Source organism: Bilifractor porci, assembly GCF_009696005.1.
Classification (GTDB): Bacteria; Bacillota; Clostridia; order Lachnospirales; family Lachnospiraceae; genus Bilifractor; species Bilifractor porci.
On record NZ_VUMV01000003.1, the window covers coordinates 133,951 to 153,886 of the forward strand.

21 protein-coding genes are annotated in these 19,936 nt (G+C 53.5%); 1 reads left to right on the top strand and 20 read right to left on the bottom strand.

Going from position 1 to position 19,936, the window contains the following annotated elements:
• Positions 1–96: 96 nt before the first annotated feature.
• The 8 genes from FYJ60_RS05695 to mtaB all read right to left on the bottom strand — a co-directional run bounded on the left by FYJ60_RS05695 (position 97) and on the right by mtaB (position 5,813).
• Complete coding sequence (locus FYJ60_RS05695; RefSeq protein WP_154457704.1) at positions 97–777, bottom strand: O-methyltransferase; 681 nt, start codon at positions 775–777, stop codon at positions 97–99.
• Positions 774–1,262, bottom strand: a complete 489-nt coding sequence (locus FYJ60_RS05700; protein ID WP_154457705.1) for an MltG/YceG/YrrL family protein — start codon at positions 1,260–1,262, stop codon at positions 774–776. Before FYJ60_RS05700 ends, FYJ60_RS05695 begins: the two co-directional genes overlap by 4 nt.
• Positions 1,263–1,274: 12 nt before the next feature.
• Positions 1,275–1,622, bottom strand: coding sequence for a YlbF family regulator (locus FYJ60_RS05705; protein ID WP_154457706.1), 348 nt, complete (start codon positions 1,620–1,622; stop codon positions 1,275–1,277).
• 4 nt (positions 1,623–1,626) lie between these two features.
• Positions 1,627–3,291, bottom strand: a complete 1,665-nt coding sequence (locus FYJ60_RS05710) for a ribonuclease J (RefSeq protein WP_154457707.1) — start codon at positions 3,289–3,291, stop codon at positions 1,627–1,629.
• A 75-nt stretch (positions 3,292–3,366) separates the two neighbouring features.
• On the bottom strand, positions 3,367–3,654 hold the full coding sequence (locus FYJ60_RS05715) for a DUF1292 domain-containing protein (protein WP_154457708.1): 288 nt from the start codon (positions 3,652–3,654) through the stop codon (positions 3,367–3,369).
• A 16-nt stretch (positions 3,655–3,670) separates the two neighbouring features.
• Positions 3,671–4,108 (bottom strand): Holliday junction resolvase RuvX, encoded by a 438-nt coding sequence (gene ruvX / locus FYJ60_RS05720; RefSeq protein ID WP_334296178.1) that lies wholly within the window; start codon positions 4,106–4,108, stop codon positions 3,671–3,673.
• Entirely contained in the window at positions 4,102–4,377 is a 276-nt protein-coding gene (locus FYJ60_RS05725) for an IreB family regulatory phosphoprotein (protein ID WP_154457710.1), read from the bottom strand. Before FYJ60_RS05725 ends, ruvX begins: the two co-directional genes overlap by 7 nt.
• Positions 4,378–4,490: 113 nt before the next feature.
• Positions 4,491–5,813: a tRNA (N(6)-L-threonylcarbamoyladenosine(37)-C(2))-methylthiotransferase MtaB gene (gene mtaB, locus FYJ60_RS05730; protein ID WP_154457711.1), complete on the bottom strand. Its 1,323-nt coding sequence runs from the start codon at positions 5,811–5,813 to the stop codon at positions 4,491–4,493.
• Between the two features lie 151 nt (positions 5,814–5,964).
• Here mtaB and FYJ60_RS05735 point away from each other — a divergent pair, with 151 nt between their 5' ends.
• The gene (locus tag FYJ60_RS05735; RefSeq protein WP_154457712.1) at positions 5,965–6,207 is read left to right on the top strand and encodes an HPr family phosphocarrier protein; all 243 of its coding nucleotides are present in this window, start codon (positions 5,965–5,967) and stop codon (positions 6,205–6,207) included.
• A gap of 205 nt (positions 6,208–6,412) precedes the next feature.
• On the opposite strand, the gene thiI is transcribed toward FYJ60_RS05735, so the two are convergent.
• The 12 genes from thiI to FYJ60_RS05795 form a co-directional block, all read right to left on the bottom strand.
• Complete coding sequence (gene thiI, locus FYJ60_RS05740) at positions 6,413–7,600, bottom strand: tRNA uracil 4-sulfurtransferase ThiI (RefSeq protein ID WP_154457860.1); 1,188 nt, start codon at positions 7,598–7,600, stop codon at positions 6,413–6,415.
• Between the two features lie 144 nt (positions 7,601–7,744).
• Positions 7,745–8,902 (bottom strand): cysteine desulfurase family protein, encoded by a 1,158-nt coding sequence (locus tag FYJ60_RS05745; protein WP_154457713.1) that lies wholly within the window; start codon positions 8,900–8,902, stop codon positions 7,745–7,747.
• Positions 8,903–8,975: 73 nt separating this feature from the next.
• On the bottom strand, positions 8,976–9,716 hold the full coding sequence (locus tag FYJ60_RS05750) for a 16S rRNA (uracil(1498)-N(3))-methyltransferase (protein WP_154457714.1): 741 nt from the start codon (positions 9,714–9,716) through the stop codon (positions 8,976–8,978).
• Positions 9,717–9,722: 6 nt separating this feature from the next.
• A complete protein-coding gene (gene prmA / locus FYJ60_RS05755; RefSeq protein ID WP_154457715.1) occupies positions 9,723–10,676 on the bottom strand; it encodes a 50S ribosomal protein L11 methyltransferase in 954 nt (317 codons plus the stop codon).
• Between the two features lie 2 nt (positions 10,677–10,678).
• The gene (dnaJ, locus tag FYJ60_RS05760; protein ID WP_154457716.1) at positions 10,679–11,851 is read right to left on the bottom strand and encodes a molecular chaperone DnaJ; all 1,173 of its coding nucleotides are present in this window, start codon (positions 11,849–11,851) and stop codon (positions 10,679–10,681) included.
• Positions 11,852–11,974: 123 nt separating this feature from the next.
• Complete coding sequence (gene dnaK, locus FYJ60_RS05765; RefSeq protein WP_154457717.1) at positions 11,975–13,852, bottom strand: molecular chaperone DnaK; 1,878 nt, start codon at positions 13,850–13,852, stop codon at positions 11,975–11,977.
• A gap of 100 nt (positions 13,853–13,952) precedes the next feature.
• Positions 13,953–14,642 carry a nucleotide exchange factor GrpE gene (gene grpE, locus FYJ60_RS05770; protein ID WP_154457718.1) on the bottom strand — a complete coding sequence of 230 codons (690 nt, stop codon included), beginning with the start codon at positions 14,640–14,642 and terminating at the stop codon, positions 13,953–13,955.
• A 35-nt stretch (positions 14,643–14,677) separates the two neighbouring features.
• Positions 14,678–15,796, bottom strand: a complete 1,119-nt coding sequence (hrcA, locus tag FYJ60_RS05775) for a heat-inducible transcriptional repressor HrcA (RefSeq protein ID WP_154457719.1) — start codon at positions 15,794–15,796, stop codon at positions 14,678–14,680.
• A gap of 236 nt (positions 15,797–16,032) precedes the next feature.
• Entirely contained in the window at positions 16,033–17,718 is a 1,686-nt protein-coding gene (gene recN / locus FYJ60_RS05780; RefSeq protein ID WP_154457720.1) for a DNA repair protein RecN, read from the bottom strand.
• A complete protein-coding gene (argR, locus tag FYJ60_RS05785) occupies positions 17,719–18,174 on the bottom strand; it encodes an arginine repressor (protein WP_154457721.1) in 456 nt (151 codons plus the stop codon).
• Positions 18,175–18,193: 19 nt separating this feature from the next.
• Positions 18,194–19,054 carry an NAD(+)/NADH kinase gene (locus tag FYJ60_RS05790; RefSeq protein WP_154457722.1) on the bottom strand — a complete coding sequence of 287 codons (861 nt, stop codon included), beginning with the start codon at positions 19,052–19,054 and terminating at the stop codon, positions 18,194–18,196.
• A gap of 13 nt (positions 19,055–19,067) precedes the next feature.
• A complete protein-coding gene (locus FYJ60_RS05795) occupies positions 19,068–19,907 on the bottom strand; it encodes a TlyA family RNA methyltransferase (RefSeq protein WP_154457723.1) in 840 nt (279 codons plus the stop codon).
• Positions 19,908–19,936: the final 29 nt, after the last annotated feature.

Here is a 19,936-nt window from a genome sequence, read left to right on the forward strand (position 1 = left end):
TTTTCCTGATATTCAGCTGTTCTTCCACTCTGCAGCTTACCCGTAGACACTGTTTTTCCCTTCGCCCGGCGCCCGGCCATTCTCCCGAGCTGCAGCTTATCCGGAGACGCTGTTTTCCATATTCGCCCGGTACCCGGATTTGTACACGGAAATCGTGACCCCGTCTCCCAGGGGAAGAATGGAAGTCTCCAGCACGTCACTGTCCTTCAGCACCCGCAGGTACTCCCGCATGCGTCTGTAAATCGTGCGGTTGCGCCGTTCCACCGCGTAATGGGATTCGATAATGTCCCCTCCCTGCAGCACGTTATCGGAAACAAGCACGCTTCCCGGGCGCATCAGGCGGAGCAGATCCGGAAGATACCGGATATACTGTGCCTTGGCTGCATCCAGAAAAATAAAATCAAAGGGATCCGACAGCGTTTTTAATACATCCGCCGCGTCTCCCTTCAACAAGGTGATCCGGTCTGCGTAACCGGATTCCCTGAAGTTCTTCTGCGCTACAGGTATGCGCTTTTCATAGTCCTCGATGGTCGTTATCCTGCATTCCGGTGCTGTCGCCCCCGCCATAAGAATGGCGGAAAAACCGACTGCCGTTCCGATCTCCAGAACGGATCCCGGTTTTTGCATCTCCAGAATGGTTTTCAGAAAGCTCTGCGTCTCTCTGCGGATCACCGGCACCCTGTCTTTTCTGGCCTGCTGCTCCAGCCTGTCCAGAAAAGGCGTGTTTCCGTGATCCAGAGAATTGATAAAAGCGGTCATCCGACTGTCTGTAATCATACCTTTACATTGCCCTCCGGTGTGGACCCGCTCCCGTCCTGTTCCTGCCCGGAGGATGAGATTACGGTCTCCCCTCCGTCTACCGAGTGCTTCGAATCAGAGCCTGCCAGGGCGGAGATAATGTCATCCGGAGTCATGGCGGTATTTAGAGAATAGGTCCCCGGAAGAATCTGGTTATGATAGTCGGAAATAAGCTCCTGCACCCAGAAAGCAGCGGGGCTTTCTTCCAGAAGTCCCTCCGCCCGGAGCATTTTTCCGATGTCATAGACTGACATGTCCTCCGTAACGGTCACGGTGACTTTTCTCCCGTCCCCGCTGTCCACCGCGTCCTGATTAAACACTTCGTAACCGAGCCCGTATGCTTTTTTACAGAAATATATAAGAACAACGACCAGACAGACGATCAGAAGGACCTTCAGCAGTCCCTTTACGCCGAAAAGCGCGACACGGTATCCGACATTGTCCTTTTTTTCTTTTCCTGCCATTCTCAGCTCCTCTTAGTGCCCGGGCTTTTCCATTTCGGGGATATCCACTGCCACACTTTTGTTGATATAGTTTACAACTCTCTGTACCATGCGGCAGACGGAGCTTTCCGCATCCAGATATTCCGCGGCAAGTGGATTTTTCAGTACGCTGCCGAATTCACGCAGAACCTCGTCTGACTCATCGAAAAGATCTCGTTCCGTCTGCTGAAGCTGAAAGTTCCGAACCCGGTATTCATCCACCTTCTTTTTGAGCTCCGGATTCTGCCGGAGCTGTTCTTCACACTTTTTATACCGCTGGTAATCGCCGGAGCTCCGGATCGCCGAGATCAGCTCCTCTGTCTGTAATGCTACCGGATCCATTCGGTTAAGCCTCCATAATAATAGGAAGAATCATCGGGCGGCGCTGCGTGCGCTTCCAGACAAACGCGCTGAGGGCATCCTTTACCGATGTCTTCAGCTTGCCCCAGTCCGTAATATGACGGTCCAGGCAGTCATCCAGCGCATCCTCCGCGGCCACCCTGGCTTCATCCATCAGATCTTCTGACTCCCGGACGTAAACAAAGCCTCTGGAAACAATGTCCGGTCCCGCCAGCAGCATACCGCTGTGCCGGTCCAGTGTCAGGACGACGATGATAATGCCGTCCTCGGAAAGGTGCTGCCTGTCACGGAGCACAATATTTCCCACATCACCGACGCCAAGTCCGTCTACCATGATTCCACCGGTCTCTACCTTTCCGGTAACCTTCGCGGACTCACTGTCCAGCGAAAGAACGTCCCCGGTTTTCATGATAAAGATATTTTCCTTCGGAATTCCAAGCTCCGCCGCCAGCTTTGCCTGGGCCTTCAGATGCCGGTATTCCCCGTGAACAGGAATCGCGTACTTTGGCTTTACCAGAGAGTAAATCAGCTTGATCTCCTCCTGGCAGGCGTGGCCGGATACATGAACATCCTGGAAAATAACATCCGCGCCTTTTTCACAGAGCTCATTGATAACATTGGAGACTGCTTTTTCATTTCCGGGAATCGGGTGGGAGCTGAACACGATCAGATCCCCCGGCTTAATGGTCACTTTCTTGTGAATATCCGCGGCCATTCTGGAAAGCGCGGCCATGGACTCTCCCTGGCTTCCCGTAGTGACAAGAACCATCTTCTCATCCGGATAATTTTTCATCTCGTTGATGTCTATCAGCGTGTGCTCCGGAATATTCAGATAGCCGAGCTCTGAAGCCGTGGAAATAATATTGACCATGCTGCGGCCTTCCACCACGACTTTTCTTCCGTATTTATAGGCCGTATAGATAATCTGCTGCACACGGTCTACGTTCGAGGCAAAGGTGGCGATAATCAGCCTCTGGTTGGTGTGCTCCGAAAAAATCATATCAAAGGTATGGCCAACCGTGCGCTCGGACTTCGTAAAGCCCTCTCTCTCCGCATTCGTGCTGTCACACATCAGGGCCAATACACCCTTTTTCCCGATTTCCGCAAACCGCTGCAGGTCAATGGCGTCACCGAAGACCGGGGTGTAATCCACCTTAAAATCTCCTGTGTGGACAACAATTCCCGCGGGGGAATAAATGGCCAGCGCGGCCGCGTCCTGTATGCTGTGATTTGTCTTGATAAATTCTATGCGGAAACATCCCAGATTGATGGACTGCCCGAATTTGATCACCTTGCGCCTGGTGGTGCGGAGCATATCGTGCTCCTCCAGCTTATGCTCAATCAGCCCTACGGTCAGCTTGGTCGCGTAGATCGGGACATTGATTTCCCGCAGGACATAAGGCAGAGCCCCGATATGGTCCTCATGTCCGTGTGTAATAACAAACCCTTTTACCTTGTCAATGTTCTGCTTCAGATAGGTAATATCCGGGATAACCAGATCAATTCCCAGCATGTCGTCATCCGGGAAAGCCAGGCCGCAGTCCACCACAACAATACTGTCTTCATATTCAAAGGCAGTAATGTTCATGCCGATCTGTTCGAGGCCGCCCAGAGGGATAATCTTGAGCTTACTCGTCTGATTCGTTTTCAATATTCAGTTAACCTCCATACTTCTTCCGATCTTTGTCTGTTCTTTTTGCAGACTGAAAGACGGGCCGGAGGGCAATCAGGCTTTTCCAGGTTCTTTCGTATCCTGTACCAGTACCGTATCCTCCAGCATCTGCTGGAAAACACCGGCCACTGCATGGAATTCTGTGTCATCCTCTACGGGAACAAAATTCGCTTCCTCATCGCCGTCTTCGGACAGGTCTTTCAGAATGCAGGCATTTGCCTCTTCTCCGTCAGAATCAGTTACCAGGAGATAGTTCACTCCTCCTATCCTGGTTTCCTCTTCTACAAAAAATTCTTCCGTTCTGCCGTTTTCTGTTGTAAAGCTTACTTTTTCTCTTTTCATGTTCGCAGCTCCGGCATCATTTCCGGCCGTTTTCCAAAGAATCCAAATACCCCTGCAGGATGAATGTGGCCGCAATCTGATCGATCACTTCCTTGCGGTCTCGTCCTTTTACCCCTGTCTCGTCCAGAATACGATCCGCTGCCACGGTCGTAAGACGTTCATCCCACATGACAACCTTTTTGCCGGTCCTTCGTTCAAGCATATCGCGGAACTCCAGAGATTTGGCAGCCCGGTCGCCGATGTCATTATTCATGTGTTTTGGAAATCCGAGAACAATGGTGTCCGCGTCATATTCCTTTACCAGTTCTTCAATTCTGGCAAGGGTCTGTCGCAGCTTGTTTTCCTGCTTCCTGCGGATAATCTCCACTCCCTGCGCAGTATACCCCAGCGGGTCGCTGACCGCAACCCCTACAGTTTTGGAGCCATAGTCCAGTCCCAGGATTCTTTTCACGATTTGTCCGTCCTCCAGGATTCGTTTTTGATGTACTCCTTCAGAAGCTCTTCTACCAGCTCGTCCCGCTCCACCTTCATAATCATGCTGCGCGCGCCGTTGTGGCTGGTGATGTAAGTCGGATCTCCGGACATGATATATCCCACGATCTGATTGACGGGGTTATACCCCTTCTCCTCCATCGCGTGATAAACAATATCCAGGACCTTTTTGGCCTGTGTGTCCGTCTCCGGCATTACCTCAAAGTATTGTGTATTGCTTAAATCGCTCATGTCTTCACATCCTTTCACACTCCTGACGAGTGCCGGCCGAATGGCAGAATCCGGCTTATAACTTAATAATTGTAACGTACTTCCCCGAAAAGTGCAAGACAGCTGCCGGGCCGTCAGACCGTTAGGCAGTCCTGGAAGCAGATCCTTTCCGGCGTAACAGAAAGAATCCAGTTGGACAGCCCTTCCGCGGGAATGCCCGGAAAATCCGCGGGCAGAAGCACTTTCTGATATTCCTTTCCGTGTCCCAGCCACCAGCTGCGGCCGCCTTCGGCCACCTTTTCCTCAAACAGCACCTCCAGCGGCGTGCCGCAGTAATACCTCAGGAACTCTTCTCTTCTTTTCCGGTCCAGCTCCCGCAGCACGGCCCCCCTCTCTCTTTTCACCGGCTCCGGGATCTGATCCGGGAATGCCGCCGCCCTGGTTCCTTCCCTCCTGGAATAAGGGAAAACATGTGTCTCGAAGAAATGCATTTTTTCCACAAAGCTCCTGCATTCCTCGAAATCTTCCTCCGTCTCTCCCGGAAATCCGGTGATGATATCTGTACAGATGGCCGGATGCCGGAAATATCTCCGCAGGAGCCCGCAGGTCTGCGCAAATTCTTCCGGCGTATACTTCCGGTTCATGCGCTGCAGTGTGCGGCCGCACCCGCTCTGCAGGGAAAGATGAAAATGAGGACAGACCTTCGGCAGTTCCGCCAGATTTTTCACAAATGCCTCGTCGATCGAACCCGGCTCCAGCGAACCCAGCCGGATTCTGCGGATTCCCTCTGTCTGGTGCACGGCACGGATCAGTGCGGAAAGATTTTCCCCCTCACCCAGATCCTTCCCGTAGGAACAGAGATGGATACCGGTGAGCACCACTTCCTGCACGCCGCTGGCCGCAAGCCGCTCTGTCTCCTGCGCGACATCCGCGATTTTCCTGCTGCGGACCCGGCCTCTGGCATAGGGAATAATACAGTAGGAACAGAACTGGTTGCAGCCGTCCTGCACCTTCAGGAAAGCCCTGGTGTGTCCTTCTGCCCGGTCGGTTTCCAGCTTTTCTATTTCCCTGTCCCGGCGGATTTCCGAAGTATCTGTCCGTCTGCCTCCTCCCGCGAAATACCTCTCCAGCTCCTGTACCAGATCCCCTTTTCTGTCACTTCCGATGATCAGGTCTATGGCAGGGTCCTTCTCCAGCTCCTTTCCCCGCACCTGGGCATAGCAGCCAACGGCCACCACGACGGCATCCGGATTCATACCGCGCGCCCTGTGAAGCATCTGGCGGGATTTCCGGTCTGCAATGTTTGTCACGGTACAGGTATTGATCACATAGACATCCGCTCCCGGCTCGAACGGGACAATGCGGTAGCCGGCGTTTTCCAGCGCCTGCTGCATTGCCTCCAGCTCATACGAATTCACCTTGCATCCCAGATTGTGAAGAGCAGCTTTTCTTAACATAAAATTTCCTTTCTGTCCCCGCCTCCGCCTTGACTTTTCCTTTTTTTGCACGTATCATAGTTTTAATGATGAATCCGAAAATCCGGTTATTCACAGTCTCCGCCGTGTTCTCGCGGCAGGATTTGTATCAGCATATATGGAGGAAAAAAAGATGCAGACAGTTAAAATTTCCCTGAATTCCATTGAAAAAGTAAAGAATTTCGTAAACGCGATTTCCAACTTTGACTTTGACTTTGATCTTGTATCCGGAAGGTACGTCATTGACGCGAAATCCATCATGGGCATTTTCAGTCTGGATCTTTCCAAACCGATTGACCTGAATATTCACACAGACGGGTCTGAATTAACCCAGGTGTTGGATGTCCTGAAGCCCTACATTGTGGAGGAAAAATAAGTTTTCTCCGATTTCTTTCCGGACAATGCCCTATGCTCTGTCCGGGTGTGAAAGCACTTCCGAAGGGCGTATCGTCAGAGAAGCCGGAAAACGGAAAAAATCAAAGAAAATAGGAATTTAAGAACCGGCCTGTTGTCCGGCGCAGACCCGCAGCTTTTGCTGCGGGCTGTTTTTTTGCCTTATTATTACTTACAAAACGGATTCTTCAGGACTCCACCAGAACCGTCTCCGCCGTGCTGACGGCAGTCTCTATCATCGGTTCTATCACACCTTCCAGCTTCTTCTCCGATCTCTCGATCACCTTCAGAATCGGATGTGTCACCGGATGCTTCGCCACAAAAATCGTGCAGCAGTCCTCAAAGGGCTGGATGGATGTCTCGTAGCTTCCGATTTTTCTGGATATTTCGATAATTTCCTGCTTATCAAAACCGATCAGCGGGCGGAATACAGGAAGAGTACAGACCGCATTGGTGCAGACCAGGCTGTCCACCGTCTGGCTGGCCACCTGGCCGACGCTCTCCCCGGTAATCAATGCCTTTGCGCCGTCTTTCCGCGCAAAGCTCTCCGCGATTTTCATCATATATCGCCGCATGATAATGGTAAGCTCCTCATGCGGACATTTTTCGTAGATAGCCAGCTGAATATCCGTAAAATTAACGATGTGGAGCCGGATCGGGCCGCTGTAGGCAGATACGATCCGCGCAAGATCCACAACCTTCTGTTTCGCCCTCTCGCTGGTATACGGCGGCGCATGGAAGTAGACCGCATCGATGGTCACTCCCCTCTTGGCGATCATATAGCCGGCAACCGGGGAATCGATTCCGCCGGAGAGAAGGAGCTCTGCCTCCCCGTTTGTCCCTACCGGCATGCCTCCCGGTCCGGGAATGACATGGGAATAGATATAGATCTTCTTTCTGACCTCCACAGTGATCACACAGTCCGGATGATGGACATCCACCTGCATCCATGGGCATCCGTTCAGAACCGCCTCTCCCAGATCCGCGTTCAGCTGCATGGAATCCTTCGGATAGCTTTTGTTGGAGCGCCGCGCGAAAATCTTAAAGGTCTTAGCCCTGCTTTCCGGATAAACCTCTGCTGTATAGCGGACCACGGCCTGGGCTATGGACTCGAATCCCTCGTCCTCCACAATCACAACAGGGCAGATTCCGGAAATGCCGAACACATGGCGCATGGCATCTACGGCTCCCTCAAAGTCGAAGCTGCCGTCTGCCCTGACATAAATTCTTCCCATTTCACGGGTAACTTCAAATTCTCCCTCTACAGGTTTCAGACTGCGGGCAATCTGGCGGACCAGAGCCTCCTCAAAGAGAATTCTGTTTTTTCCCTTGATGCCGATCTCGGCATATTTAATCAGAAACGCCTGATAATTCATTCTATCCCTCATTCATTCCTGCCAGGCCGTTTTCTGAGGTATGCCTGCATACCTCAGAAAACCGAAAACCGGCCGGTGTCTTGTAAAACCTGCTGACATCCCTGCGGCTGCCGGCGAACGCTCCCGCCGAAAACCGGGAACCGGTCAGCGTCTTGTAAAACGCCGGAGCGCGGGCAGCAGCTCCCGCAGCGCCTCCAGCGTATAATCTATTTCCTCCGGCCGCGTCATGTCCGAGAAGCTGAACCGGACCGCGGATTCCATTTCCTCTCTGGGACACCGGACAGCCGTAAGCGTCGGGCTTCCGGATCTCTTATGGCTGGAACAGGCGCTTCCGGCAGACACATAGATGCCCCTGTCTTCCAGCGCATGCAGAAGAACCTCACTCCTGACCTTCAGGAAGGAGGCATTCAGGATATGCGGCGCCGCCTCCGCCGGATCGGAAGGCCCGTGGATAACTACCTGGTCCAGTCCCGAAAGGCCGTCCGCCAGTCTCTTCCGGAGCGCGTACATATGGGTCCTGTTCTCCTCCAGATGATCATACATCATGCGCGCGGCGAGCCCCAGGCCCGCAATTCCGGGAACATTGTCTGTCCCGGAACGCATACCGGACTGCTGTCCGCCGCCGTAAATCAGCGGGCGGAGACGCACGCGGTCGTTGACATACAGGAAACCGACGCCCTTCGGGCCGTGAATCTTATGGCCGCTGGCCGAAAGCATATCGATCCCCATCCTGCCGGGCAGAATCCGGCACTTGCCGAAAGCCTGGATGGCATCTACATGAAAAACCGTGTCCGGATTTGTCTCGTGGACGATCCGGGCAATCTCTTCGATTGGCTCGATTGTCCCGATCTCGTTATTCACCATCATGACAGAAACCAGAAGGGTGTCCTTTCGGACTGCCTGGCGGAGTTCCTCCGGATGGACGCGCCCCTCCCGATCCACAGGCAGAACCGTCAGGTCAAAGCCCATGTCATGCAGCGCCGATGCCGGAGCCGATACCGCGGGATGCTCCACCGCGCTGATAATAAAATGGCCGCCCGTTCTCCTGTGCGCCATGGCAGTCCCTGCCAGCGCCCAGTTATTGGATTCTGTCCCGCCGGAAGTATAGTAAATTTCCCTCTCGTTTACTTTGAGAATATCCGCCAGAATCTCCGTGGTTCTCCGGATATACTGCTCCGCCTCCACTCCCTTCCTGTGAAGAGAAGAAGGATTTCCGTAATCCTCCAGAAGTGTTTTCCGTATCAGGTCTGCCACTTCGGGATAACAGCGGGTTGTCGCTCCATTGTCCAGATACGCTTCCATGCGTTCTCCTTTTCGGCTGAAATTTTCGCAGCGGTTTCTGCGCATAAAACGGCTGCCGGCCAAACTGCACTCTTTAGTCTGTCTCCAGAAGATACATCAGGATAGAAAGCACTGTCATTCCGGCCGTCTCCGTGCGGAGAATCCGTTTCCCCAGCGTAACCGGCAGAAACCCTGCTTCCTGTGCCTCTTCCACCTCTGTTTCCTCAAAGCCGCCTTCCGGACCGATCAGAACCGCGACAGAATCTCCCGGCCGTACGGAGGAAAAAATTTTCCTTGTACCGGACATTCCTTCCGTGTTTTCATAGGGAATCAGCCGGACATCCATGTCCTGCGCCTCTCGCAGCGCATCCTGAAAACTGCAGGGCGGCTTCACTTCCGGTACGATCATTCTCTTTGACTGCTTTGCCGCGCTGGCCGCGACGGTATTCCAGCGGACCGCCTTGTTTGCCGCCCGCCTTTCATCCAGCTTTACCACACATCTCTTGGACACCACAGGCACAACCGCATACGCGCCCAACTCTACCGCCTTCTGGATCACCGTCTCCATCTTATCACTTTTCGGCAGACACTGAAACAGCGTAATCCGGGAGGGCAGCTCCTTTCCCGGTTTCTGGGCGTCCAGAACCCTGGCTGTCACCTCCTCTTCCGAGAGATGCTCGATCTGACAAGTATATTCCCATTCATCCCCGCAGGCAACCAGAATCTGCTCTCCCGGTCGCATCCGGAGCACGCTGCGGATGTGCCGTACATCTTCTCCGGCAATTCTCACCATTCCGTCCCGGATCTGCTGCTTCTCCACAAAAAACCGATACATGCCGTTTTACCTCTGTACCGTAACCGACATCCACTCGCCCTGCTGCGTGGTCTCCACAGGATGCAGACCGGCTTTCTCCGCCGCGCGGATTACCTTCGGCTCCTGTCCCTGAAGAATCCCGGACGTAATGCATACGCCGCCCGGCTTCAGGGCGCGTGCCACCGCAGGCATAAGAGGAACCAGGACATCCGCCAGAATGTTGGCAGTCACAACATCGTAGGCATTTTCTCCCACGGTGCGCTGTACTTCCGGGTCGTCAATCAGATTGCCGATGATCATCTCAAAGGCATCCTCCGGAATCCCATTGGCTTTTTTGTTGTCCGAGACTGCCGGGACCGCGCACGGATCCAGATCCGTGCCCACCGCGTGAGCCGCTCCCAGCTTCAGGGCAATAATGGAAAGGATGCCGCTGCCTGTCCCCACATCCAGAAGCCTTGTTCCGGCGTTTACATACTTTTTCAGCTGACGGATGCACAGCTGGGTCGTTTCATGCATGCCTGTCCCGAAGGCTGTCCCGGGATCGATGTGAAGAATCAGCCTGTCCCTGTCTTCCTCCCTGACTTTCTCCCAGGACGGAATGACCAGGATATCATCAATATAGAACTGCTTAAAATATTTTTTCCAGTTATTGATCCAGTCCGTATCCTCTGTCTCGGAAATTTCCAGGGTTCCCGCCCCGATATCACAATAGGCGCGCAGCTTTTCCAGCTCCGCGCGGACATTCCTCATAATCCCGTCCACATCGTCCTTTTCCGGATCCAGATAAAAATCCAGCCAGGCAATCCCGTCGTCTGTCTCCGGCATCGGGGCAATGTCCACGAACATCTGTGCTTTTTCCGCATCCGTGAGCGGAACCTTGTCTTCAATCTGGGCGCCCTCAATACCGCAGTCATACAGTGCGGATATCACAATATCCTCGGCGCTCTCCAGCGTTTTCAGACGGAACTTTTTCCACTTCATGGTCAATCCTCTTCAAATTTTTCTTTCATTTTTTCACGGAAGGTCTTTTTCTTTTTCCCTTCCTTTTCCCTGCCGTTATCCGCGCCATCCCTGTTTCCGCAGGCCGCGTCGAACTCCCGCAGCGCTTCTTTCGCCTCCGCGCTCAGTCCGGTCGGGGTCTGCACAATCAGCGTGACATACTGGTCGCCGCGCACATTCTTATTATGCAGGGAAGGAACACCCTTGCCGCGCAGGCGGATCCTGGTATCGGTCTGTGTTCCCGGCTTTACCGAATAGACCACTTCCCCGTCCACCGTGTTGATCCGGATATCTCCTCCCAGGGCTGCCTGCGCAAAGGTAATTGGCGCCGTGGAGAAAATATTTACGCCGTCTCTCTGGAAAATCGGGTGCGGCGCAACGACAACCTGGACCAGGAGATCCCCTCTGGGTCCACCGTTGACGCCCGGTTCTCCCTTGTCCCGGATCCGGATGCTCTGCCCGTCATCAATTCCCGCGGGAACCGCCACCTGGATCTTTTTGCGGCCGGAGGTATAGCCTGTGCCGTGGCAGTCGGGGCACTTCTCGCGGATGATTTTTCCGCTGCCTCCGCACTGCGGACAGGTCTCAATATTCTGTATCATGCCGAACATGGACTGCTGGGTATGTCTGATCTGCCCGGTTCCGTGACAGTTCGGGCAGGTTTCCGGTGAAGTCCCCGGCTTTGCCCCGGATCCCCCACAGGTTCTGCAGGTATCCTTCAGCGTAATCTCCAGATCCTTTGTGCAGCCGAATACGGCTTCTTCAAAGGTCAGGTGTACAACCACCCGGAGGTTCGAGCCTCTCTGAGGTCCGTTATTATTTCTGGACGACCGGCCGCCGCCGAAAATATCCCCGAAGAAATCCCCGAAAATATCCCCCATGTCCATGCCGGAAAAGTCAAATCCCCCGGCACCGCCGGCGCCGCCGTTTTCAAACGCGGCATGGCCGTACTGGTCATAGGCCCGGCGCTTGTCCGGATCACTCAGGACACTGTAGGCCTCCGTCGCCTCCTTGAACTTTTCTTCCGCCACTTTATCACCGGGATTCATATCCGGGTGATATTTTTTTGCCAGTTTTCTGTACGCGTGCTTCAGAGTCTCATCATCCGCATTTCTGTCTACTCCAAGCACCTCATAATAATCGCGTTTCTCCGCCATTGTCTGAACTCCTAACCTGAGATATCCGCCGGACACGCCGGTCTGTACAGACAGAAAACAGGGGCTGCTGGCCAGGATCTCCCGGCAGCAGTCCCTTTTCCTATCCTGTTAGCTTAACGTTTTTTACACTTCTTTATAATCGGCATCTACCACGTCGTCGTTTCCGCCCTGGCCGCCGCCCTGCTGGGTGCCGCCGGATGTCTGTCCGCCCTGCGGTCCCTGGCCGCCGCCGTTTTGCTGCATGTTCTCATACATCTTTGTAAACAGATTCTGTGCGGAGTTCATAACCTTCTCACGCGCCGCCTTGATATCCGTAACCTGTGCATCCGTCAGATTATCTGCCGGAGCCTTTGCCAGAAGATCCTTCAGCGCGTTCAGGTCTGCCTCGACTGTCGCCTTCTCGTCTGCGGATACCTTGTCGCCGGCCTCCTGCAGCGCCTTCTCGATCTGGAACACGGTAGCGTCCGCGTCGTTCCTTGTATCAATGGCTTCCTTACGCTTCTTGTCTTCCTCCTCGTATTTTGCCGCTTCCTTTACCGCCTTGTCAATATCCTCTTCGGACATATTGGATCCGGCGGTAATGGTGATGTGCTGCTCCTTGCCTGTGCCCAGGTCCTTGGCGGAAACATTTACAATACCGTTTGCGTCAATATCGAAGGTAACCTCGATCTGCGGAACGCCGCGTCTTGCCGGCGGGATTCCGTCCAGACGGAACTGACCGAGGGACTTGTTATCCCTCGCGAACTTACGCTCGCCCTGTACGACATTGATATCCACGGCTGTCTGGTTATCCGCCGCAGTAGAGAAAATCTGGCTCTTCTTGGTCGGGATGGTTGTATTTCTCTCAATCAGAGGTGTCGCGATTCCTCCCATTGTCTCGATGGACAGTGTCAGCGGAGTGACATCCAGCAGAAGGATATCTCCTGCCCCTGCGTCTCCTGCCAGCTTGCCGCCCTGGATGGAAGCGCCGATGGCAACACACTCATCCGGGTTCAGAGACTTGCTGGGCTCGTGGCCGGTCAGCTGTTTTACCTTCTCCTGCACAGCAGGGATACGTGTAGATCCTCCGACCAGAAGGACTTTGCCCAGGTCAGAAGCATTCAGTCCCGCGTCGCCTAAAGCCTTTCTTACCGGCTCTGCCGTCATCTCTACCAGATCCGCGGTCAGCTCGTCAAATTTAGCTTTTGTCAGGTTCATGTCCAGATGCTTTGCGCCGTTCGCGTCCGCAGTGATAAACGGAAGGTTGATGTTGGTTGTGGAAGCGCTGGACAGCTCTTTCTTTGCTTTCTCGGCAGCCTCACGGATACGCTGCATAGCCATCTTGTCTCCGGTAAGGTCTATGCCTTCCTGTTTCTTAAACTCCTCGACGATGTAATTGGCAACCTTCTGGTCAAAATCATCACCGCCCAGGTGGTTGTTTCCTGCGGTGGCAAGGACCTCTATGACACCGTCGCCGATCTCGATAATGGAAACATCAAAGGTACCACCGCCAAGGTCGTATACCATGACCTTCTGTTCCTTTTCGTTATCCAGCCCGTATGCCAGCGCCGCCGCTGTCGGCTCGTTGATGATACGTTTTACATCAAGTCCTGCGATTTTGCCCGCGTCCTTAGTTGCCTGACGCTGCGCGTCATTGAAATATGCCGGGCAGGTAATCACTGCTTCTGTAACCTTTTCTCCCAGATACCCTTCCGCGTCGCTTTTCAGCTTCTGCAGAATCATGGCGGAGATTTCCTGTGGGGAATACTGCTTTCCGTCAATATTTACCCTGTAATCGGAACCCATGTGACGCTTGATGGAAGAAACTGTCCGGTCCGCGTTGGTCACTGCCTGACGCTTTGCCGGCTCTCCGACCAGACGCTCCCCTGTTTTTGTAAAAGCAACCACAGAAGGTGTGGTCCTGCTTCCTTCCGAGTTTGCGATAACGGTTGGCTTTCCGCCTTCCATAACAGCTACACAGCTGTTTGTTGTACCAAGATCAATACCTATAATCTTACTCATGATTTTTTCCTCCTGAAATATTCTGAAACTGTCTGATATAGTTCTGTTTTCCCTGTTCATCTATGGTAATCCGTCGGCCCGAAAGCCTCCGGCTGCCTGCTTAATTTGCTACCTTGACCATGCTGTGACGGACAACGGTATCTTTATATTTATAACCCTTCTGCAGCTCCTGGGTAATAATGCCCTCGCCGACATCCGGGTTTTCCTCATGCATCACGGCGTTATGGAGATTCGGATCAAATTCCTTTCCTTCCGCCTCAATGGCGGTAACGCCCAGATCAGCAAGAATGGTCTCCAGCTGCTTGTACACCTTATTCATTCCCTCTACAAAGGGATCGGAAGCATCCGCCCCGGCCAGGCCGCGCTCAAAGTTATCCACCACCGGAAGGATCTTTTCAATGACATCCGTGGCACCCATATCAAACATGGCGGCCTTTTCTTTTTCCGTCCGTTTCCGGAAATTTTCAAATTCCGCCATCTGCCGCTGTACGCGGTCTGTCAGCTCCTCTATTTTCTCGTCCTTCTTGTCTTTCTTCTTTTTGAAAAACCCTCCGGAACTTTTTCCTTCCCCTTCTACACTCCGGAAATCCGCGTCTACGGCAGAAGCCTTTTCCTCTTCCGTAACCGGCTCCTCTTCCGCGGCGCCGTCTGCTTCTTTTTGGGCTTCGGAGGCCTTGGCTTCCTCCGTCCCGGCAGCGGCATCCGCCTTCTGATCCGTTTCCGTTTTTTCTTTCTCCGGTTCCGGAGCGGTATTCTCTCCGCCGGGCTGCTTGAACTCTTCTTCTGCCATATCTTTCTACCTCTTTTCCACACCGGTTCTCCGGTCTATTTTTCCTCCTGCCCGGATGCTCCCGGCTCTTCCCCGCCGGAAGAAGGTCCTTCCAGCTGGGCGTCTCCGTTCCCGAACAGCTCATTCATCTGTGTCTTCAGTGTCCGCAGGTTTTCTACGACATTCTTGTAATCCATCCTTCTGGGCCCCACGATTGCCACGGTTCCCATCATCCCGTTCCCAAGTTTGTACTTGGCGGTAACTACGGAACAGTCCTGCATATTAGCCAGCGGCGACTCCTTTCCGATGAAAGCCTGGATATCTGTGCCGCTTTCCTTGTTTTCCGCGTCCGCCTCGCGGATCATTTCCGCCAGTTCTTTTTTATCCTCGAACGCGTAGATCAACTCCTTCGCCTTGCTGGAATCCGCAAGCTCCGGATAATCAAAAATATTCGTGGCACCGCTGGTATAAATTGGGAAGTCCTCCTCATCCGGCTGAATTGCTTCCGCAACGGCATCCACCACTCTGGCTATTACCTCACTGTGAATTCCCGCCTGCTGTTTCATCCGGGTAATCATATCCAGATTGATCTCCCCGATTGTCTTGCCGCAGAGCTGGTTATTCAGCAACATATTCAGCCGGACTGTCTGATCCTCATCTACAGGATCCGTCAGGCGGATCATCTGGTTTTTCACCAGGTTGCCTTCCGCGACAATCGTTGCCAGCAGCTGGTCCTCTCCCACCCTGGACAACTGTATAAACTTAATGCTGTTCTGGTGATAGGAAGGCCCCGCAATCATCGTCGCGTAGTTTGTGTTCTTTGCCAGCACCTGGACAATTTGCTTCAGCACTTTTTCCAGCCTGTCTGTCTTCTCAATGACCATCTTGCTGGCTTCCTGGCTGACATGGTTCTGCTGCGCCTGCTGCTGGATCAGTTCATTCACATAAAGCCTGTAGCCCTTATCGGAAGGAATCCGCCCCGCAGAGGTGTGCGGCTGAACAATATACCCCATTTCCTCCAGATCCGACATCTCGTTCCGGATGGTTGCAGAGCTTAAATTCAGGTCCGTGTACTTGGAAATGGTACGCGACCCCACCGGCTCCCCTGTTTCCAGGTAGGTCTGAATGATTGCCCGTAAAATTATTTTTTTTCTGTCATCCAATTCCATACCCATATCGGAGTTTCCTTTCTTTTGAGCTGTTAGCACTCTTGTTTGTGGAGTGCTAACATCTACGTACCATAATATAGCGCTGACGAAAAAAAATGTCAACCTTTTTTTCTATATAAGTACAGTTTCTTCAAATTTCTGCTGGCGATGCAAGAATTGCTGAAAGCAACGGGGCAGCGCGAGGCCTTATACATTTCTACATATATAAGAAATGCTGTCAAATATGGGCATGCGGTGACGCGTCAGCTTTTCTGCTGCTGTTTCAATTTCCGGGCAAGCCCCTTCATTTCCCTGGCGCTCTCCAGGACCGCAGGCGTAATTTCCGCGCCTCCCAGAATGCGGGCAAGCTCACGGACGGAGTTTTCTTCGTCCAGCTCCCTGATATGTGTCGTCGTTCCGTTATTTTCTACTGTCTTGGAAATTTCAAAATGATGATCCGCCATGGCGGCGATCTGCGCCAGGTGCGTGATGCAGAGAACCTGGTGGCTCTTCCCGATTCCGGCCATCTTTTCCGAAACTCTCTGCGCTGTCCGTCCGCTGATTCCCGTATCAATTTCATCGAAAATCAGAGTCTCCGTCTCGTCCCTGTCGGCAAGAATGCTCTTTATCGCCAGCATAATCCGGGAGAGCTCTCCGCCGGAAACCACCTTGCTGAGAGGCTTCAGAGGTTCACCCGGATTCGTGGAAATCCGGAATTCTACGGCATCGTACCCGTTCCGGCCGTAACCCGGCGTCCTGGAAAACGCGATTTCAAAATCCGAGGACAAAAAGTTCAGCTCCTTCAGCCCCTCCCCGATCTGCGAAGCAAGGCTCCTGGCACATTCCTTTCTTTTTTCCGAAAGTTTTTCGCAGCTTTTTTCCAGCTTTTCCTCCGCCTTACGAAGTTCCTCTGTCAGTCTTGTTTTCTCTGCCTCGAAATTTTCCAGCTTCTGCAGCTTTTCCTGCTGCCTGTGCAGATACTCTCCGATTTCTTCCAGAGTACTGCCGTACTTGGACTTCAGACGGTTCACCTGGTCCAGCCGGGTTTCCGTCTCATAAAAATCCTCCTCGGAGAACGTGAAATCCTCCAGATAGCCGGAGGCCTCACGGTTAAAATCATTCAGGAGGTTGTCGATGTCCCCCAGCGACCGCGCCAGTTCTTCCAGCTGACCGTCGAAATCCGCGATAGCATTAAGCTCCGATACCGCCTTTCCGACGGCGTCCCCGGCTCCCTCTTCATAACCGGTCAGCCGGTGTACTTCTCCAAGCGCCTCCGCGATTTTTTTCCCGTTTGCCATTTTGCGGTACGTCTTCTCCAGCTCCTCATCCTCACCCGGCTGAAGAGAAGCGTCCTCAATTTCCTTTATCTCATATTGAAGAAGAGAGCTTTCCCGCTCTCTCTCGCTCTCATCAATCTGGTAGTCCTCCAGCGCCTTCTTTACGCCGCGGTACTCCTTCCAGAGCAGAGCCGTTTCCTCCAGAAGTCCGGAAAGGCTGTCCTTTCCGTAGGCATCCAGAATTTCCAGCTGGCGGTCCGGGTAAAGAAGCGACTGATGCTCATGCTGCCCGTGAATATCCAGCAGCAGGGAAGAAATCCGTCTGACTCCTGCCGCCGTGGACGCTTCTCCGTTCAGGCGGAAGATACTGCGGCCGTCCTGTATTTTCCGGGTGATGATCAACAGTCCGTCCTCGGTTTCCACATCCATTTCCCGGAGACGTTCCAGCACTGCCGGGTTTTCCACGGCAAAGACCAGTTCTACCAGTCCCGGCTTCGAGTCATCACGGAGCATTTCCCTGGACATCTTCTGGCCCAGGGCGAGGTTTACCGAGCCCAGAAGCATGGACTTTCCTGCCCCTGTTTCTCCGGTCAGAATGTTCAGGCCGGATCCGAAGGAAACCTCCGTCTCTTCTATCAGCCCGATATTTTTCACATGCAGCTCTGTAAGCATTTATTTCCCCCACAGCATTTTTTTCAGTCTGTCCATGACACGGATGGTCTCGTTCCTGCTCCGGATCGCGCACATGATGGTGTTATCCCCCGCAATGCAGCCCACAATCTCGCTGATGTTCATTTCGTCCAGCGCGGCGGCGGCAGCCATTGCCATGCCTGAGACTGTCTTGATAACCAGAATATTTTCCGCCGTGTCAATGGAGAGGACCGCATCCTTAAGAACCCGGACATACCTTCCCGCGGAATCCATGGCCTGATTCTGGAGAAGCGCATAGCGCATTTTCCCGCTCTCCCCCTCGGTCTTCGTCAGCTTCAGCTCCCGGATATCTCTGGAAACCGTTGCCTGCGTGACCTGGTACCCCGCCTTCTGCAGACGGTCGGCCAATTCTTCCTGCGTGTCAATTTCATATTCATGGATCAGTTTCAGAATTTCCGCCTGTCGTTCCAGCTTCATTTTTCTTTCCTTTTCCTTTTCAGATGGCCTGGAGTTTTCTCCTGAGAATGTCCAGAAAGCTGTCATTCCGGGTCTTTACAATCAGCACATCCTGATCCGCCCTGCGGATTTCCACATAATCCCCGGTATCCATTCCCTGCCTGTCTCCGCCGTCAAAGTATGCCATGGCGTGTTCTGTGGTCTGGTCTCTTCCGTTATTGACCCGGACCGTGATCCTGCTTTCCGGGGGCAGCACAATTCCTCTTGTGTTCAGGGTATGCGGTGCCAGAGGCGTAACCAGAAACAGGGCGGCCTCCGGAGCGATAATCGGTCCGCCCGCGGAAAGAGAATACCCTGTGGATCCGGTGGGAGTGGCAATAATCAGTCCGTCCGCCCGATAGGTATTCAGGTAGGCCCCGTTCACAAGCAGATCCATGCTGATCAGGTGCATGCCGTCCTTCCTCCCGATAACTACGTCATTCAGCGCCCGCTTTGTGCGCATCAGGCGGCCGGCATTGTACACATCCCCCCGCAGCATCATCCTGTGCTCAATCTGATAGGTATCCTGCAGAAGGGCATTCAGAGCCGGAAGCATGGTTGTCTGATCCGTCTCCGCCAGAAAACCCAGATGGCCGGTATTGATTCCCAGAATAGGGATCTGCCGCTCGACGATATCACCGGCGGCGCGCATCAGTGTGCCGTCTCCGCCAAGAACAATCACGCATTCCGTATCCGCCGGAATTTTATCCGGATCGGTGTAGCGGTAATCCACTTCCGGATTCTGGTTTTTCGGCCTGACGGTACAGACCGCCCCGTGATTTGTCAGATATTCCATCACCTGGCTTGTCACCAAAAGATCCGGATCCTTGGGAAAATTTGTCACAATGTAAAAATGCTTCATCTTATCTGTACCGTCAGTCCAGAGCCTTATGCGCCCCTGCTACTACCTCTCTTATTTTCTCTTCGTCCACGGAATCCGGAAGTCCGGTCTCCGGATTTCCTGTCTTTCTGCTGTAAAGAAGGTATTCGATATTTCCCTCCGGCCCCTTCACCGGAGAAAAATCCAGACCGGAAGGAAAAAGTCCGATCTCCCGCGCAAAACTCACAACCAGGCCGATGACCTCCCTGTGAACTGCCGGATCCCGCACCACGCCTTTTTTTCCGACCTTTTCTCTGCCGGCCTCGAACTGGGGCTTAATCAGCGTGACCAGTTCCCCCTCTGCATCCATCAGCTCTTTCACAGGACCCAGCACCTTGGTCAGCGATATGAAAGAAACATCAACCGAAACAAAAGAAGGAGGCTCGGCGATATCGGAGGGAACCACATAGCGGATGTTCGTCCGCTCCATGCAGACCACCCGGCTGTCCTCCCGAAGTTTCCAGTCCAGCTGGCCGTGCCCCACATCCACGGCATAGACCTTCGCGGCGCCATTCTGAAGCATGCAGTCCGTAAATCCGCCCGTGGAGCTTCCCACGTCCATGCAGACCCGGCCGGACAGCTGCAGGCCAAAGCATTTCACGGCCTTGTCCAGTTTCAGCCCGCCCCGGCTGACAAACGGAAACGGCTTGCTGTTTTTCAGCGTAACCGTCGAGCCGGCCGGGAAGGTGCTTCCCGCCTTATCCTCCCGCTGCCCGTTGACCAGAACCTCTCCGGCCATAATCAGCACTTTTGCTTTTTCTCTGGAAGGCGCCAGTCCGTTCTGCACCAGCAGCACATCCAGTCTCTCCTTCTGCTCCTTTGGTTCCTTTGCCAATGCAATCCTCCATCTGTTTTTTGTCCCGC